This window comes from Kitasatospora sp. NPDC091207 (assembly GCF_044768625.1).
Lineage (GTDB): Bacteria > Actinomycetota > Actinomycetes > Streptomycetales > Streptomycetaceae > Kitasatospora.
On record NZ_JBIVVS010000022.1, the window covers coordinates 1 to 17,707 of the forward strand.

The 17,707-nt window shown below is 72.0% G+C and carries 10 protein-coding genes and 1 rRNA gene; 9 read left to right on the forward strand and 2 right to left on the reverse strand.

Annotated features, from left to right (window positions below):
• Positions 1–88: ribosomal RNA gene (gene rrf / locus ACIQTO_RS29055) — 5S ribosomal RNA — on the forward strand; the annotation flags it as partial.
• Between the two features lie 77 nt (positions 89–165).
• Positions 166–1,035 (forward strand): phosphatase PAP2 family protein, encoded by an 870-nt coding sequence (locus tag ACIQTO_RS29060; RefSeq protein WP_402394024.1) that lies wholly within the window; start codon positions 166–168, stop codon positions 1,033–1,035.
• 86 nt (positions 1,036–1,121) lie between these two features.
• Here ACIQTO_RS29060 and ACIQTO_RS29065 read toward each other — a convergent pair whose 3' ends face one another.
• Positions 1,122–1,685: an acetate uptake transporter gene (locus ACIQTO_RS29065; RefSeq protein WP_402394027.1), complete on the reverse strand. Its 564-nt coding sequence runs from the start codon at positions 1,683–1,685 to the stop codon at positions 1,122–1,124.
• A 371-nt stretch (positions 1,686–2,056) separates the two neighbouring features.
• Positions 2,057–4,618, reverse strand: coding sequence for a SpoIIE family protein phosphatase (locus ACIQTO_RS29070; protein WP_402394030.1), 2,562 nt, complete (start codon positions 4,616–4,618; stop codon positions 2,057–2,059).
• Positions 4,619–5,189: 571 nt separating this feature from the next.
• Between ACIQTO_RS29070 and ACIQTO_RS29075 the strand changes: the two genes are divergently transcribed.
• The 7 genes from ACIQTO_RS29075 (at position 5,190) to ACIQTO_RS29105 (ending at position 17,363) form a co-directional block, all read left to right on the forward strand.
• Positions 5,190–9,692 carry a HAMP domain-containing protein gene (locus tag ACIQTO_RS29075; RefSeq protein ID WP_402394280.1) on the forward strand — a complete coding sequence of 1,501 codons (4,503 nt, stop codon included), beginning with the start codon at positions 5,190–5,192 and terminating at the stop codon, positions 9,690–9,692.
• 340 nt (positions 9,693–10,032) lie between these two features.
• Positions 10,033–10,668 carry a two-component system response regulator gene (locus ACIQTO_RS29080; RefSeq protein ID WP_402394032.1) on the forward strand — a complete coding sequence of 212 codons (636 nt, stop codon included), beginning with the start codon at positions 10,033–10,035 and terminating at the stop codon, positions 10,666–10,668.
• Positions 10,669–10,791: 123 nt separating this feature from the next.
• Complete coding sequence (locus tag ACIQTO_RS29085) at positions 10,792–13,503, forward strand: DNA translocase FtsK (protein WP_402394035.1); 2,712 nt, start codon at positions 10,792–10,794, stop codon at positions 13,501–13,503.
• A 277-nt stretch (positions 13,504–13,780) separates the two neighbouring features.
• Positions 13,781–14,644 carry a helix-turn-helix domain-containing protein gene (locus ACIQTO_RS29090; protein WP_402394038.1) on the forward strand — a complete coding sequence of 288 codons (864 nt, stop codon included), beginning with the start codon at positions 13,781–13,783 and terminating at the stop codon, positions 14,642–14,644.
• Positions 14,645–14,740: 96 nt separating this feature from the next.
• Entirely contained in the window at positions 14,741–16,213 is a 1,473-nt protein-coding gene (rimO, locus tag ACIQTO_RS29095; protein ID WP_402394041.1) for a 30S ribosomal protein S12 methylthiotransferase RimO, read from the forward strand.
• Positions 16,210–16,848, forward strand: a complete 639-nt coding sequence (pgsA, locus tag ACIQTO_RS29100) for a CDP-diacylglycerol--glycerol-3-phosphate 3-phosphatidyltransferase (RefSeq protein ID WP_402394044.1) — start codon at positions 16,210–16,212, stop codon at positions 16,846–16,848. Before rimO ends, pgsA begins: the two co-directional genes overlap by 4 nt.
• Positions 16,849–16,862: 14 nt before the next feature.
• Complete coding sequence (locus ACIQTO_RS29105) at positions 16,863–17,363, forward strand: CinA family protein (protein WP_402394282.1); 501 nt, start codon at positions 16,863–16,865, stop codon at positions 17,361–17,363.
• Positions 17,364–17,707: the final 344 nt, after the last annotated feature.

The following is a 17,707-nucleotide window of genomic DNA, read 5'->3' on the forward strand; positions in this document are numbered from 1 at the left end:
CGGTTACATTCCGAACCCGGAAGCTAAGCCTCACAGCGCCGATGGTACTGCAGGGGGGACCCTGTGGGAGAGTAGGACGCCGCCGAACAATCATTCCAGAAAGACCCCCTCCCGTTCGGGAGGGGGTCTTTTTGCGTTAACGTCTCTGCCAGCACAACCCGCTCGGTGGAGAGGCGCGAACCGTTGCAGAACCTGACCCTTACCTGGCAGTCCGCCGGGGGCGCCGCGGTCGCTCTCTACGGGGGGGCGTACGCGGCTTCCCGGGTGCGGCGTGCGCCGCTCTCGGCGTTGCTGCGGGAGGCCGGCACCTTGCTCGCGCTGTTCGCGCTCTGGCAGCTGGTCGGTCACCTGTCCCTGATGAGTGCCGAACACGCGCTGGACCGGGCGAGCTGGATCCACCGGACGGAGCTGGCGATCGGGCTGCCGGACGAGGCCTCGTGGCAGGCCGCCGTGACGTCCTGCCCGGCGGTGGTGAAGGCGGCGAACTACTACTACGCCGCGATGCACTTCACGGTGATGATCGCGGTGCTGCTCTGGGTCTTCGTGTGGCACCGTGCCCGCTACGCGTGGGTGCGGAACACGGTGGTGATCACGACCGCGATCTGTCTGGCGGTGCAGTTCATCCCGGTGGCCCCGCCCCGGATGCTGCCGCAGGAGGGCTTCGTGGACGTCGCCGCGGAGTACGGGCAGTCGGTGTACGGCGGCACGGTCGGCGGGATGGTCAAGGTCGCCCAGCTGTCGGCGATGCCGTCGGTGCACGTGGCCTGGTGCGTCCTGGCCGCGGTCGCGGTGATCAAGGTGTCACGGAGCTCGCTGCGCTGGTTGGTGGTGGTGCACCCGGTGCTGACCGTCGCGGTCGTGGTGGTCACGGCCAACCACTTCTGGGCGGACGGCCTGGTGGCCGTGGTGATCCTGCTCTTCGCGTACGCCGTCCAGGCGGGCTACGGCCGGTGGCGCACCCGCCGGGTGGCGGCCCGTCCGGATGTGGTGGTGGCTGATGCCGCGGCGACGGACCGCGTGGCCACCCGTAGCTGACCGGGGCGCGCGCACGACGGGCCGGTGGGCCGGACCTCCCCGGACAGGGAGATCCGGCCCACCGGCGTTCCGGCGTCGGGCGCCGCCTACTTGACCGGCAGTGCGGCCCGGCCCCACGCGCTGTTGGTCAGCGCCGCGGTGGCCCAGTACCAGGCGACCAGCCCGGAGGCCGCGGCGACCCAGCCGGCGAACTTGGCGAGGCCGCCGGAGGTGCTGAAGGTCGCGATGGCGGAGAGCACCAGGGAGATCGTCAGCAGGCCGTACACCGCGCGGCTGAACAGGCCGGCGTTCCAGCCGGCGGCGGTGAGGGTGAGGGCGAGCAGGGCCCAGAGGAGGAGGAACAGGCCCGCCGCGTTCTTGCCGGCGCCACCGGCCGCGGACCAGGTGGCCCAGAAGGCACCGAGGCTGGTGAAGGCGGTGCCGGTGAAGCCCTCGCCGTTGCGGAGCTGCCAGAGGCCGGCGATGAACAGGGTGAGGCCGCCGAGGAGATGGGCGAGATGGGCCGAGTCGCCGGCTCCGGTGCCACTGAAGATGCCAGTGGAGAGGAGGCCGTAGGCGAGGAGAGTCAGGCCGAGGGCGAGGTAACCGAGGTTCCCCGCGTCGGCTCCGGTGGAGCGGGCGTTCTGTGCCCCGGTAGCGTCGTTGCTCACCGGAGGCTCCTTTCACTCTGGGCGCGCGCAGGGCGCTGTGAACCGCAGGAGGATGTTCGATGAGGTGGATGCGCGCGACCGCGCCGAGGGCGCACGACAGGAGCGTGCGACGGCTGCGGTCGGAATGATGGGCCAGCGTGAGAACTGCTGGTCGTGTCCCCGCCGGGGGATTCCCCGGTGAGATCGGTCTACCCGGCCGAACCAGCTTGTACCCTTGTGAATCACACAATTTGTGGCGCCGTCAGCTGTGGAACGCTCACGGTCGGCCGGTGGAGGGGCCACAGTCGGGCAGAGCCGTTCCACCGCGGCGGCCCGGCGGTCTCGGGAGACCCCGGCCGCTCGAAGCGAGCCCGCCCGGCGGGCGGACCGGATCAGCCCGGGCGCTGGGTGGGTACGCGCAGGGTGAGGATCGCCATGTCGTCCGACGGCGGCTCCGGGGCGAAGCGCTCGACCGCCCGCTGTACCCGCAGGGCGACCGCGCCGGCGGTCAGCCCGGTACAGCCGGTGAGCACTTCGGCCAGGCCGTCGTCGCCCAGCATCCGCCGGCCCTCGCGGCGCTCGGTCACGCCGTCGGTGACGCAGAGCAGGACCTCGCCGGGAGCGAGCACCAAGTGCTCGGCGGTCAGGTCGAGTTCCTCCATCACACCGAGCAGTGGCTGCGGGGTGGCGGCCCGGTCGACCTGGCCGTCGGTGCGCAGGCGCAGCGGCAGCGGGTGGCCGGCGCAGACCATCGACAGCTCGGTGCTGCCGTCCGCCCGGGGCGTGAGCTCGCCGTAGAGCAGGGTGAGGAAGCGGCTGCGCGAACCCTCGTCCAGGATGGCCGCGTTGAGCCGGCTGAGGACCTGTGGGGCGTCCAGGCCCTCGCGGGCGAGCAGCCGCAGCGAGTGCCGGGCCAGGCCGGTGACGGAGGCGGCCTCGGGACCGGTCCCGCAGACGTCGCCGATGGCGAAGCCGTAGGTGCCCTCGCGGATGGTGAAGAGGTCGTAGAAGTCGCCGCCGACCTCGTTGCCCTCGCCGGCGGCCTGGTAGTAGACGTCCACCTCGACGCCCGGGATCTCGGGCAGGTCCGGCGGGAGCAGGCTGCGCTGCAGCGCCTGGCTGGTGGCGGTGCGCTCGGAGTAGAGGCGGGAGTTGTCCAGCGCGAGGGCGGCGCGACGGGAGAGGTCCTCGGCGAGTTCCAGAATCTCCTGGCGGAACCTCACACCGGCCGGGACGCCGAGCGCGAGCAGGCCGATGACCCGGTTGCGGGCGGCCAGCGGCAGGACCACCGTCTCGCCGAGCAGGCCGGCGAGTTCGGGGTTCTCGGTCAGCCCGCTGGCTCGCGCGGCCTCGGCCGGAGCGGCCCAGAACCGGGCGCCGTGGGTGGGCCCGGAGTCCGGGGCGGCGGTCTTGTCGAGCAGGTCGCGCAGCGGGTCGATACGGTCCTCGTCCTCGTGCAGCACGAAGGCGAGCGAGGCCGGGGCACCGTGGTCGCCGTTGGTGTAGACGGCGCACCAGGAGGCGAGGGTGGGCACGGCCATCTGGGCCATCAGGGCGAGCGTCTGCTCGTGCTCCAGGGTGCCGGCCAGCAGGTCGGAGGCCTCGACCAGGAAGGAGAGCGAGCCCCGGCGCAGCCGTTCCAGCTCGGTGAGCCGGGTGCTCTCGATGGCCAGGGCGACCCGGTCGGCGGCGAACTGCAGGCGCAGCGCGTCCTCGTTGTCGTAGCGGCCGGGCACGGCAGTGGCGATGCCCAGCGAGCCGATCAGCCGGCCCTCGACCTTGAGCGGGACGGTGAGCAGCGAGCGCATGCCGCTGCCGCTCAGCACCGGCAGGCCGGTGGGCCGGGTGGCGAGGTCCTCGTGGACGGACGGCAGGCGGGCGGAGTCGTAGCGGTTGCCGGTGTCGACGGGGAAGCGGGTGTGGCGGCGGTGGCCGGAGGTGAGTCCGGTGGCGGCGCGGACCTCGAACTCGGTCTCGTCGTCGGTGGTGAGGAGCAGGTAGGCGGCGTCGCCGTCGAGCAGGTCCCGGGCGCGTTCGACGGTGCGCTGGAGCAGGGTGTCCAGGTCGTCGGTGGCGGTCGGGCCGGCGAGCAGGTCGAGCCGGGAACCGGTCGGGTCGGGCTTGTCGCCGGGCAGGGCCCGGGCGGGGGAGCGGAGCACGGCGCGGTCGGGTTCGAGGACGAGCAGGCAGAGCGTGGAGGGGACGCCCTCGGTGTCGCGGATGCGGACCTGCAGGCCGTAGACCTCGACGGTCCGGCCGTCGGCGTGGCGCAGGCCGTAGCTGCCCTCCCAGCGGGCCAGCCGGAGGGTCGCGGCCAGGCCGAGGCCGGTACCGGGGCCCTGCGGCCAGACGGCCAGGTCGGCCCAGGGGCGGCCGAGCACGGTGTCGGCGGGGTGCTGGAAGAGCGCCTCGGCGTCCGGGTTCCAGGCGAGCACCCGGCCGTCGTCGTCGAGCTGGACCACCGCGACATGGACCGGGCCGGCGCTGCTGGGCAGTTCGCTGCCGGGGGTGGCGGGGACGGCGTAGCGGGTGCCGGTGGTGTGGGCGGGCAGCGCGAGACGGAACCAGACGGTCTTGCGGCCGGCCGAGTACTCGACGCCCCAGCGCTCGGCGAGGGCGGAGCACATCAACAGGCCGCGGCCGCCTTCGCCGTCGGGGTCGGCGTAGCGCTCGGAGGCGGTGACCGGGACGTCGGCGAAGGACGGCAGACCGCGTTCGGGATGGTGGTCGGTGACCTCGATCCGGACGGTCTCCTCCTCGCGCAGGCAACAGACCTCGGCGGCGGTACCGGCGTGCACGACGGCGTTGGTGACGAGTTCGCTGACCAGCACCACCGCGTCGTCGACGATTTCGGGCAGGCCCCAGCCCAGCAACGCGTCCCGGACGAAGGAGCGGGCGGCCGAGGCCGACCGGCCGACGGGTTCGAAGGTGGCGGCTGCGCGCGCGGTGACCACGTTGCCACTTCTCCTCTGCTCTGGCCCTGGCTGTCCGGGTGCGGCGCCGACTTCCCCGTGTGCGCCGGCGGGGTGAGCGTCGGCGCTGGGGCGGGTCGTGGCCCGGTGCAGCGCTCCACCCTACTTTCCGGTTGGTTCCCCGTGGGGGCGGGGCGTCGAAACAGGCACCTGAGGGTGATTCTGCCCACCTGTTTCGGCCGGGGCGGTACCAACCGAGCGCAACCGGCCGTATACCCGGCGCCCGTGCTGCCAGACTGGGGGGTCCGTGACGCCCGTGGGAGCAGTACGGTCGATGCGGGTTCCGGTGGGCCGCCAGGTCACCGGGACGCTGACGCGCCGTGCCGGTGCTGCTTCGCGCCCCGAAAACGGGGCACGGAGGGCAGCGGACAGTTCACGATCTGGGAGGGGCCCGTTGAGTTCGGCCACCAAGGACGCAACCGGTACGACGCCGCCCGCCCAGCGTGGTGTGCGGTCCGGGGCCGCGCCGCGGAGCGCGGCCGGCCGGCGAGCGAACCACAGCCGGGGGGCGGAGCCGGCCGAGCTGCGCAAGCTGCTGGCCGCGCTGACCGCGATGCGCGACGGCAACTTCCGGCGCCGGCTGACGGTGCCGGGCGACGGTCCGCTGGCCGAGATCGCCGCGGTGTTCAACGAGGTCGCCGAGCGCAACCAGCACCTGACCGGCGAACTGGCCAGGGTCCGGCGTGCGGTGGGTCGTGAGGGCCGGCTGAACGAGCGGCTGGAGACCGGTGCCGGCGAGGGCGCCTGGATGGCGGCCGTCGACAACTGCAACGCGCTGATCGACGATCTGGCCCGGCCGATGGCCGAGGTGGGCCGGGTGCTGGCGTCGATCGCCGAGGGCGACCTGGACCAGAAGATGGAACTGCGCTCGCTGCACAGCAACGGGGTGAGCCACCCGCTGCGCGGCGAGTACCTGAAGATCGGCCGGACGGTCAACGGGCTGGTGGACCAGCTGTCGGAGTTCACCGACGAGGTGACCCGGGTGGCCCGCGAGGTCGGCACCGAGGGCAAGCTGGGCGGCCAGGCCAAGGTGCGCAGCGTCTCGGGCAGTTGGAAGGACCTGGCGGACTCGGTCAACACGATGGCCGGCCGGCTGACCGCGCAGGTGCGCAACATCGCGCAGGTGACGACGGCGGTGGCCAAGGGCGACCTGTCGCGCAAGGTCACGGTCGAGGTGGCCGGCGAGATGCTGGAACTGAAGAACACCGTGAACACCATGGTGGACCAGCTCAACGGCTTCGCCGCGCAGGTCACCACGGTCGCCCGGGACGTGGGGACGGAGGGCCGCCTCGGCGGTCAGGCGCAGGTCCCGGGCGTCGCGGGGGTGTGGCGGGACCTCACCGACTCGGTGAACTTCATGGCCGACAACCTCACCGGCCAGGTGCGCAACATCGCGCAGGTGACGACGGCGGTGGCGCGCGGAGACCTCTCGCAGAAGATCGAGGTCGACGCGCGGGGCGAGATCCTGGAGCTGAAGAACACCATCAACACGATGGTGGACCAGCTCTCCGGCTTCGCCGAGCAGGTGACCCGGGTGGCCCGCCAGGTCGGTACCGAGGGCCGGCTGGGCGGTCAGGCGCAGGTGCCGGGCGCGGCCGGGGTCTGGCGGGACCTCACCGACAACGTCAACTTCATGGCGAACAACCTCACCGATCAGGTGCGCAACATCGCGCAGGTGACGACCGCGGTGGCCAAGGGCGACCTCTCGCAGAAGATCCAGGTCGACGCGCGGGGCGAGATCCTGGAGCTGAAGAACACCATCAACACGATGGTGGACCAGCTGGGGGCCTTCGCGGACGAGGTGACCAGAGTCGCCCGGGACGTCGGCACCGAGGGCATCCTCGGCGGTCAGGCGAGCGTGCCGGGGGTCTCCGGCACCTGGAAGGACCTGACCAACAGCGTCAACCTGATGGCCAACAACCTGACCAGCCAGGTCCGCAACATCGCGGAGGTGACCACGGCGGTCGCGCGCGGGGACGTCTCCAAGAAGATCACCGTGGACGCCCGCGGCGAGATCCTGGAGCTGGTCACCACCGTCAACACCATGGTCGACCAGCTCTCGGCGTTCGCCGACGAGGTGACCCGGGTGGCGCGCGAGGTGGGTACCGAGGGGATCCTGGGCGGCCAGGCCCGGGTGCGCGGGGTGTCGGGCATCTGGAAGGACCTGACCGACAACGTCAACTTCATGGCCTCCAACCTGACCAGTCAGGTGCGCAACATCGCCGAGGTCGCCACCGCGGTGGCCAGCGGTGACCTCTCCAAGAAGATCACCATCGAGGCGCAGGGCGAGGTGGCGGCACTGGCCGGCACCCTGAACACGATGGTCGACCAGCTCTCCGCCTTCGCGGTGGAGGTGACCCGGGTGGCCCGCGAGGTGGGCACCGACGGCATCCTGGGCGGCCAGGCCGGGGTGCCGGGCGTGGCCGGCATCTGGAAGGACCTGACCGACAACGTCAACCTGATGGCGAACAACCTGACCGGCCAGGTCCGCAACATCGCGCTGGTGATCACGGCGGTGGCCCGCGGCGACCTGTCGCAGAAGATCGACGTGGACGCGCGCGGCGAGATCCTGGAGCTCAAGACCAGCATCAACATCATGGTCGACCAGCTGGGGTCGTTCGCCGACGAGGTGACCCGGGTGGCCCGCGAGGTGGGCACCGACGGGCGGCTCGGCGGGCAGGCCCGGGTGCCCGGGGTGGACGGCACCTGGCAGGACCTCACCGAGTCGGTGAACGAGCTGGCCAACAACCTGACCCGGCAGGTGCGCGCGATCGCGCAGGTCGCCACCGCGGTGACCAGGGGTGACCTCTCGCTGCGGATCGACGTGGACGCGTCCGGTGAGCTCGACGAGCTCAAGGACAACATCAACCAGATGATCGCCAACCTGCGCGAGACCACCCGGACCAACCAGGAACAGGACTGGCTGAAGACCAACCTGGCCCGGATCTCGGGGCTGCTGCAGGGCCGCCGGGACCTGGAGGCGGTCGCCTCGCTGATCATGACCGAGCTGACCCCGGTGGTCTCGGCCCAGCACGGCGCGTTCTTCCTGGCCCAGCCGGCCGGCCGCACCGCCGAGCTGATCACCGAGGACGACGACGAGAACGACACCGTGCTGCGGCTGATCGGCAGCTACGGCTACCAGCGGCGGGCGATGCCGACCACCTTCCGGCCCGGTGAGTCGCTGATCGGCCAGGCGGCGGTGGAGAAGCGCTCGATCATCCTCAAGGAGGCCCCGCCCGGGTACCTCAAGATCGCCTCGGGGCTGGGGGAGGCCTCGCCGGCCCACATCGTGGTGCTGCCGGTGCTGTTCGAGGGCCGGCTGCTGGGCGTGATCGAGCTGGCCACGTTCAGCTCCTTCACCACCGTCGCGCTGGACTTCCTCAACCAGATCGCCGACCTGATCGGCGTCACGGTCAACACCATCAGCGTCAACACCAAGACCGAGGGGCTGCTGCTGGAGTCCCAGCGGCTGACCGCCGAACTCTCGATGCGGTCGGCCGAGTTGGAGGCGCGCCAGGAAGAACTGGAGCGGACCAACGAGGAGTTGCAGGAGAAGGCCGAGCAGCTCGCGCAGCAGAACCGCGACATCGAGATCAAGAACAGTGAGATCGAGGAGGCCCGGCAGGTCCTGGAGGAGCGCGCCGAGCAGCTCGCGCTGGCCTCCCGCTACAAGAGCGAGTTCCTCGCCAACATGTCGCACGAGCTGCGCACCCCGCTCAACTCGCTGCTGATCCTGGCCAAGCTGCTCTCCGACAACAACGAGGGCAACCTCTCGCCCAAGCAGGTCGAGTTCGCCGACACCATCCACGGTGCCGGGTCCGACCTGCTCCAGCTGATCAACGACATCCTGGACCTCTCCAAGGTCGAGGCGGGCAAGATGGACGTCCGCCCGGCCCGGATCGCCCTGGTCCAGCTGGTCGACTACGTGGAGGCCACCTTCCAGCCGGTCGCGCTGGACAAGAACCTGGACTTCGCCGTCCGGGTCTCGTCGGCGCTGCCGGTCACCCTGCACACCGACGAGCAGCGGCTCCAGCAGGTGCTGCGGAACCTGATCTCCAACGCGGTCAAGTTCACCGACTCCGGCGCGGTGGACTTCTCGATCAGCCCGGCCGGCCCCGACGTCCCGCAGCACGTCCGGGAGCGGCTGCTGGAGGCCGGCGCGATCACGGGGCCGGACGACCCGCTGATCGCCTTCTCGGTCTCCGACACGGGCATCGGCATCCCGGAGAACAAGCTCCGGGAGATCTTCGAGGCCTTCAAGCAGGCCGACGGCACCACCAGCCGCAAGTACGGCGGTACCGGCCTCGGGCTCTCGATCAGCCGGGAGATCGCGCGGCTGCTCGGCGGCGAGATCCACGCCGAGAGCGAGCTGGGCAGGGGCTCCACGTTCACCCTCTACCTGCCGCTGCGCACCGAGGCCGGGGAGATCGCCCCGCCGTCCGCGCCGAACGCCCCGTCGATCCGCGCCTCGGTCGGAATGACCCCGGCCGGCACGCCCGTCCCGGTCGGCGAGAACCCGGCCGACCACTGGGCCCAGGAGGTCCGCGAACTCGCCGAGGAGCGCCGCCGCGGTGCCGTCGAGCGCCGCCGCGCCGCCCTGGAGGCTCCCGTCGAGGGCCGGCTGCCGGTCGGCGGCCAGGCGGCCCGCCAGCCCTCCCGGACGGACATCCGCTTCGACGGCCAGCAGGTGCTGATCGTGGACGACGACGTCCGGAACGTGTTCGCGCTCACCAGCGTCCTGGAGCAGCACGGCCTGACCGTCCTGTACGCCGAGAACGGTCGTGAGGGCATCGAGATGCTGGAGCAGCACGAGAACGTCGCGCTGGTCCTGATGGACATCATGATGCCGGAGATGGACGGGTACGCGACGACCGAGGCGATCCGCCGGATGCCCCAGTTCGCCGGGCTGCCGATCATCGCGCTGACGGCCAAGGCGATGAAGGGCGACCGGGAGAAGTCCCTGGAGGCCGGTGCCACCGACCACATCACCAAGCCGGTCGAGACCGACCACCTGCTGACGGTGATGCGGGAGCGGCTGACGGCACGGAAGGCCTAACCCGGTCCTTCGCAGACGAGCCGCGGCGCCCCGGGCACGGTGATCCACCGAGCCCGGGGGCGCGAACCCCGGAGCCCGCTCCGGGGTTCGCGCCTTTCGGGGCGCGGTTTGCTGGCGGGGAGGGGCGGGAACCCGGTAGGGTCACCGATCGTTGCGAACAGTGACCGGATGGCAACTCGCTGGTGAGCGTGCGCCGGGGCACTGGGTGCGCGTTGCCCCGGATCAGGTTGCGACGGGGCGATGTGCCGGGCGAGGGGGTGCGGCTAGCATGACCGGGGTAGTGGTGGGCAGTGTGCGAGTGCCTTCCCCAGGCAGGCAGGCGACAGGAGGGCGGGCCCTAATGCAGAAGGCGAAGATCCTCCTGGTCGACGACCGGCCGGAGAACCTGCTGGCGCTGGAGGCGATCCTCTCGGCGCTGGACCAGACGCTGGTGCGCGCGGCCTCCGGTGAGGAGGCGCTCAAGGCGCTGCTCACCGACGATTTCGCGGTGATCCTGCTGGATGTCCAGATGCCCGGGATGGACGGCTTCGAGACGGCCGCCCACATCAAGCGGCGCGAGCGCACCCGGGACATCCCGATCATCTTCCTGACCGCGATCAACCACGGGCCGCACCACACCTTCCGCGGCTACGCGGCGGGCGCGGTGGACTACATCTCCAAGCCCTTCGACCCGTGGGTGCTGCGCGCCAAGGTCTCCGTCTTCGTCGACCTCTACATGAAGAACTGCCAGCTCAAGGAGCAGGCCGCGCTGCTGCGGCTGCAACTGGAGGCGGGCGGCGAGCAGCCGGCCATCGGCGGTGCGCTGCTCGGCGAGCTGTCGGCGCGGCTGGCCTCGGTGGAGGAGCAGGCCGAGGCGCTCGTCAAGCAGCTGGACGGCACCGAGGACGGCGGGGTGGCCGCCACCGCGGTGCACCTGGAGCGCAAGCTGGCGGGTCTGCGGCGGGCGCTGGACGCGCTGCGCCCCGGAGTGGAGTAGCGGCGGCCCGCGATCACCCGTCCGGGTGAAACCGGACCGGTGTGACGGTGTGTCTGCGACACGTCGGGGCACCCCGGCTCGGCGCATGGGCACAGGTGGTCGGCCCCGGTAGGCTGCTGAGCCATGGCCACACGTACGCCCGGAAGCGCGGCACGCAACTCGAGTCCGGGCCCGTCCAAGAAGGCCGCGGCGAAGGCTCCGGCCAAGCCGGCCGCGAAGAAGGCGGCCGCCAAGAAGGCCGCCCCGGCGAAGAAGGCGGCGGCCAAGCCCGCCCCGCCCGCCCCGCCGGCACCGCGGCCGATACTCTTCCGGGCCGTCCGGGCCGTCTGGCTCGGTCTGGCACACGGGGTCGGCGCGGTCTTCCGGGGCTTCGGCGACGGCGCCAAGAACCTGGACCCGGCGCACCGCAAGGACGGCATCGGGCTGCTGTTGTTCGCGCTCGCGCTGGTCACCGCCGCCGGTACCTGGTTCAGCCCGCAGGGCTGGCTCGGCGAGGCGGCCACCAACGTGGTCTCCGGACTCTTCGGCCGCCTGGACGTGCTGGTGCCGTTCCTGCTGGCGACGGTCGCGATCCGGTTGATGCGCCACCCGGAGCTGCCGGAGGCCAACGGGCGGATCATGATCGGTCTGAGCGCGCTGGTGGTCGGCGTGCTCGGTCTGGTCCACATCGGGTGCGGCGCGCCCATGATGGGCAGCGGCGCGACCCGGATAAGGGCGGCCGGCGGCATCGTCGGCTGGGCCGTCTCCACCCCGATGATGGCCGCGGCCGGACCGCCGCTCGCGGTGCCGCTGCTCCTGCTGCTGGCCTTCTTCGGCCTGCTGGTGACCACCGCGACCCCGGTCAACCGGATCCCCGAGCGGCTGCGCGCCGCCGGGGTGCGGCTCGGCGTGGTCGAGCCCGGTCCGCAGGACGCGTTCGCCGAGGGGCGTACGCCGGAGCGTGAGTTCTCCACCGAGCCTCCGGAGGACGCGGACCCCGCGGCCCTGCCGTTCACCGTGGAGGCCGACGGCGGCACTCCGCCGGACGAGGTCGCGGCCCGCCGGCGCCGCCGCCGGCGCAAGCAGCTGGACGACCCCGAGCTGTCCTCGGGCGTGCCCGACATGCTCACCAAGGACCCGTTCGGCACCGGGCCGGAGGACCCGTACGCCACCCGGGACCTGGCCGCCGGCGCCGCCGCCGATCTGGACGGCGCGCTGGTCTACGGTGTGCCCGCCTCCTCGGCGGTCGCGGACATGATGCACCAGGTGCAGGACCGCACCGCCACGCCGGAGGAGGCCGCCGTCCCGCCGGCCCGCAGCGGCGGCGGGCCGGCCGCCCCCGAGGAGCACGGTCCGGCGCCGGTCCGGATGGAGCAGCTCCAGCTCTCCGGCGACGTCACCTACACGCTCCCCCCGCTCGACCTGCTGGAGCGCGGCGGCCCCGCGAAGGCCCGCAGCGCCCTCAACGACGAGGTGGTGGCCCAGCTCACCGGCACCTTCAACGAGTTCAAGGTGGATGCCAGGGTCACCGGTTTCACCCGGGGGCCGACGGTCACCCGGTACGAGGTCGAGCTGGGCCCGGCCGTCAAGGTGGAGCGGATCACCGCGCTCGGCAAGAACATCGCGTACGCGGTGGCCAGCCCGGACGTGCGGATCATCAGCCCGATCCCGGGGAAGTCCGCGGTCGGCATCGAGATCCCCAACCGGGACCGCGAGATGGTCAACCTCGGGGACCTGCTGCGCTCGCGCACGGCCGCCGAGGACACCCACCCGATGGTGGTCGGCATGGGCAAGGACGTCGAGGGCCACACCGTGATGGCCAACCTCGCCAAGATGCCGCACATCCTGGTGGCCGGCGCGACCGGCGCGGGCAAGTCGTCCTGCATCAACTGCCTGATCACCTCGGTGCTGGCCCGGGCCACGCCGGACGAGGTGCGGATGGTGCTGGTGGACCCCAAGCGGGTCGAGCTGACGGCGTACGAGGGCATCCCGCACCTGATCACGCCGATCATCACCAACCCCAAGAAGGCCGCCGAGGCCCTCCAGTGGGTGGTGCGCGAGATGGACCTGCGCTACGACGACCTCGCCGCCTTCGGCTTCCGCCACGTGGACGACTTCAACGCGGCCGTGAAGGCCGGCAAGGTGACCGCGCCGCTCGGCAGCGAGCGCGAGCTGACCCCGTACCCGTACCTGCTGGTGATCGTCGACGAGCTGGCCGACCTGATGATGGTCGCCCCGCGCGACGTCGAGGACTCGGTGGTCCGGATCACCCAGCTGGCCCGGGCGGCCGGCATCCACCTGGTGCTGGCCACCCAGCGGCCCTCGGTGGACGTGGTGACCGGACTGATCAAGGCCAACGTGCCGTCCCGGCTGGCGTTCGCCACCTCGGCGATGGCCGACTCCCGGGTCATCCTGGACCAGCCGGGCGCGGAGAAGCTGATCGGCAAGGGCGACGCGCTCTTCCTCCCGATGGGCGCGAGCAAGCCGGTCCGGATGCAGGGCGCGTTCGTCACCGAGGCGGAGATCGCCGCGATCGTCCAGCACTGCAAGGACCAGCTGACGGCGGTCTACCGGGACGACGTGACGGTCGGCGGCGGGCCGAAGAAGGAGATCGACGAGGAGATCGGCGACGACCTGGACCTGTTGATCCAGGCCGCCGAGCTGGTCGTCTCCACCCAGTTCGGCTCCACCTCCATGCTCCAGCGCAAGCTGCGGGTCGGTTTCGCCAAGGCGGGCCGGCTGATGGACCTGATGGAGTCCCGCGGCATCGTCGGCCCGAGCGAGGGCTCCAAGGCCCGCGACGTGCTGGTGAAACCGGACGAGCTGGACGGGGTCATCTTCGGCATCCGCGGCTGACCGGCCGCACCTGACGAAGCGGGCCCTTCCGGGGTGTTCACTCGTTCGGAGGAGGGTAGGCGCGGTGTGCGGAACCGATCGGACGCGCACCGCGTCACAGGGCGGAAGGAACAGCCTCCGGTGACGGCGGCCCCGCGCTCTGACGGCCGTTCAGCGGCCGATCGGAACCCCACTCGGGCGGGCGTGCGCATTCGGTCCTGTTCCGCTTGAGAAACGATCCACCCGCGCCCCTAGACTGTTCTCCAGCAGGTGGCCATCCGCTCGAAAGGCGTGCCCCGTGACCATCGGCAAGTCCCCCGACCGCGAGAACGCCCCGTCGTCCGCCGAGCTGTCCGGCGGCGCGGAGCACGCGGCCGATGCCCCGAGCATCGGCCGCGTGCTGTCCGTCGCCCGGATCGACGCCGGACTCACGGTCGATCAGGTGAGTACCGCCACCCGGGTCCGGGTGCCGATCGTGCATGCCATCGAGGAGGACGACTTCGCCCGATGCGGTGGCGATTTCTACGCCCGTGGCCACATCCGCGCCATCGCCCGTGCGGTCGGTGTGGACGGTGAGGCGCTGGTGGCGCGGTACGACGCCGCGCACGGCGGCGCCCCCGCCGGCAAGCGGCCCACCCAGCTGATCGACAGCGGGCCGATCAAGGTGCCCGGCCGCGGCCGGCCGAACTGGACGGCCGCGATGGTGGCCGCGATCTTCGCGGTGGTCGCCCTGATCGGCTTCAACCTGGTGAGCGGCAAGACGGGCGGGTCCAGCACGGGCTCGGCCAGCGCGCCGCTGCCCAGCGGCTCCGGCACCGGCTCGGTCGCCCCCGCCGCCTCGCCCAGTGTCCAGCCGCCCGCCCCGGCGCCCAGCGCCGCGGCGATCGCGGCCGCACCGGCCGACAAGGTCACGGTGAAGCTGGTCGCCGAGAAGGACACCAGCTGGGTCTCGGCACTGGACGGCACCGGCAAGTCGCTGTTCCAGAACAACATCGAGGAAGGCCAGGACCAGACCTTCACCGACCCCAAGCAGATCAAATTGGTGATCGGCAACGCGGGGGCCGTGCACGTGTACGTCAACGGCAAGGACCTCGGTCCGGCGGGGAAGAACGGCCAGGTGGTGCACGTCACGTACACCCCCGGCGACCCGCAGGCGGGCTGATCGCAGGGGCCGTGCGCCCCGGTGAAGATCTGGTAATCCGAGGCGCGCGGCCTCCGGGGCGAACGGCACCGGAGGCCGCGCGTTAATCTTGGCCCTATGCCTGAACGCCGTACTGTCGCCCTTGTCACGCTCGGATGCGCCCGCAACGAGGTGGACTCCGAGGAACTCGCCGGGCGACTGGAGGCCGATGGCTGGCTGCTGGTCGACGACGCCGCCGACGCCGATGTCGCCGTCGTCAACACCTGTGGCTTCGTCGAGGCCGCCAAGAAGGACTCCGTCGACGCCCTGCTGGAGGCCAACGACCTCAAGGGGCACGGCCGCACCCAGGCCGTCGTCGCGGTCGGCTGTATGGCCGAGCGGTACGGCAAGGAGCTCGCCGACGCGCTGCCCGAGGCGGACGGCGTGCTCGGTTTCGACGACTACTCCGACATCTCCGACCGCCTGCAGACCATCCTCTCGGGCGGTCACCACGCCCCGCACATCCCGCGCGACCGCCGCAAGCTGCTGCCGCTGAGCCCGGTCGAGCGCCAGGCCGCCGCCGCCGAGGTCGCCCTCCCGGGCCACGGAGCCCCCGAGGACCTGCCCGAGGGCGTCGCCCCGGCCTCCGGGCCGCGCACCCTGCGCAAGCGGCTGGACGACAACCCGGTCGCCTCCGTGAAGCTCGCCTCGGGCTGCGACCGCCGGTGCTCCTTCTGCGCCATCCCGGCCTTCCGCGGCTCGTTCATCTCGCGCCGCCCCTCCGACGTGCTGCAGGAGGCCCAGTGGCTGGCCGCGCAGGGCGTCCGCGAGGTGGTGCTGGTCAGCGAGAACAACACCTCCTACGGCAAGGACCTCGGTGACATCCGGCTGCTGGAGACGCTGCTCACCGAGATCTCCGCGATCGAGGGCGTCGAGCGGGTCCGGGTCTCCTACCTGCAGCCGGCCGAGATGCGGCCGGGGCTGATCGACGCGATGACCGACACCGCCGACGTGGTGCCCTACTTCGACCTCTCCTTCCAGCACTCGGCGCCCGCGGTGCTGCGCCGGATGCGGCGCTTCGGCTCCACCGACCAGTTCCTCGAACTGCTCGGGACCATCCGCGGCAAGGCCCCGCTGGCCGGTGCCCGCTCCAACTTCATCGTCGGCTTCCCCGGCGAGACCGAGGAGGACTTCGCCGAGCTGGAGCGGTTCGTGACGCACGCCGGCCTGGACGCGATCGGCGTCTTCGGCTACTCGGACGAGGACGGCACCGAGGCCGCGACCTTCGACGGCAAGCTGCCCGAGGACATGGTGGCGGACCGGCTGAACCGGCTCTCCAGGCTGGCCGAGGAGATGACCGCCCAGCGGGCCGAGCAGCGGATCGGCACCGAGGTCGAGGTGCTGATCGAGTCCGTCGACGGCGACCTGGTCGAGGGCCGCGCCGCCCACCAGGCCCCCGAGACGGACGGCCTCACCACGCTCACCGGTGTGACGGACCCGGAGGTCGGCCGGTTCTACCGGGCCCGGGTGGTCGCCAGCGAGGGCGTCGACCTGGTCGCCGAGGCGCTGGAGCAGGTCCGGGTCCGCCAGGCCCCGGGAGCCGGGGAATGACCAAGGGCCCCGGCGCCCCCGCTGCGGCTCACCCGGGCAGACCGGCGGCCGCGGCGCCGCCGGCGCCGGGGATCTGGAACATCGCGAACATGCTCACGATGCTCCGGCTGCTGCTGGTGCCGGTCTTCGTGGCGCTGCTCTTCGCGGACGGCGGCCACGACCCCAAGTGGCGCGCGGTGGCCTGGGCCTCGTTCGCGGTCGCGATGATCACCGACCTGTTCGACGGCGAGCTGGCCCGCCGCAAGGGTCTGGTCACCGACTTCGGGAAGATCGCCGACCCGATCGCCGACAAGGCGATCATGGGGGCCGCGCTGATCGGCCTCTCGGTGCTGGGCGACCTGCCCTGGTGGGTCACGATCGTCATCCTGGCCCGCGAGCTGGGCATCACCCTGATGCGGTTCTGGGTGATCCGGTACGGGGTCATCCCGGCCAGCCGGGGCGGCAAGCTGAAGACGCTCACCCAGGGCATCGCGGTCGGCATGTACGTGCTGGAGCTGACCGGCTGGCTGGCCACCGCCCGGGCCGTGCTGATGACGCTGGCGGTGCTGCTGACCGTCGGGACCGCGCTGGACTACGTCGGGCAGGCGCTGCGCCTGCGCCGTGAGGGGCTGGCCGCGGAGCACGCGGGCAGGTGAGGGAGGCGAACGGGGTGGGGTTCGGGGTGGAGCACGAGTCGGCGCTGAAGGCCCACGCCGCGCTGCGCGGGGAGGGCAGCACGGTGGCGGTCGCCGAGTCGCTCACCGGCGGGCTGCTGGCCGCCGCGCTGGTCGACGTCCCCGGGGCGTCCGCGACCTTCCGCGGGTCGGTCACCGCGTACGCGACCGAGCTGAAGGCCTCGCTGCTCGGCGTCGACGAGGGCCTGCTGGCCGTGCACGGACCGGTCCACCCGCTGGTGGCCCGGCAGATGGCGGAGGGCGTGCGGCGGCTGCTGGGGGCCACGTACGGGCTCGCGACCACGGGGGTGGCCGGGCCGGGGCCCCAGGACGGGCAGCCGGTGGGCACCGTACACCTCGCGGTGGCCGGCCCGGGGGGAAGTCTGGTCAGTTCGCCGCGGCTGTCGGGGGACCGTGCCACAATCCGTCACGGGGCGGTGACCGCCGCTCTGGAGCTGCTCGTCGGGCGGCTCGCGGCCGGTGCGTCCACGCACTGACCCGCCGCTCAGCCGCCGCTCAGCCGCCGTGCGCGCCACGCACCGCTCCCGTCGACGGCGCCGTCCGGCGTCGTCCCGGTGTCCGAGCGGGCTCGTCCGGACAGATCTCCACCGAACCGAGATCTGCCGAACTCGCGTACGGGGATGAGGTGGCTGGAGGATCGTGTTAGATCGAGGGTCCTGGTTGGGCAGAAACCAGGTGGCGAACGAGTGGCGTGACGGTGGCCGGGTGCCGCACGGAGGGTGCGACGAGGCGCCCGCGGGCCCTGGTACGGCACGGAAACAGGGGAGGGGACAGCCTTGCAGCCCAGAGTGAACACGACCATGGTCCCCGCACGCGAAGC

Excerpts from the sequence above, each read along its gene's own strand:
- rimO (WP_402394041.1), top strand. The coding sequence starts at position 14,741 with ATGCCTGAACGCCGTACTGTCGCCCTTGTCACGCTCGGATGCGCCCGC.
- ACIQTO_RS29075 (WP_402394280.1), top strand. The coding sequence starts at position 5,190 with ATGCGCGACGGCAACTTCCGGCGCCGGCTGACGGTGCCGGGCGACGGT.
- ACIQTO_RS29080 (WP_402394032.1), top strand. The coding sequence starts at position 10,033 with ATGCAGAAGGCGAAGATCCTCCTGGTCGACGACCGGCCGGAGAACCTG.
- ACIQTO_RS29085 (WP_402394035.1), top strand. The coding sequence starts at position 10,792 with ATGGCCACACGTACGCCCGGAAGCGCGGCACGCAACTCGAGTCCGGGC.
- pgsA (WP_402394044.1), top strand. The coding sequence starts at position 16,210 with ATGACCAAGGGCCCCGGCGCCCCCGCTGCGGCTCACCCGGGCAGACCG.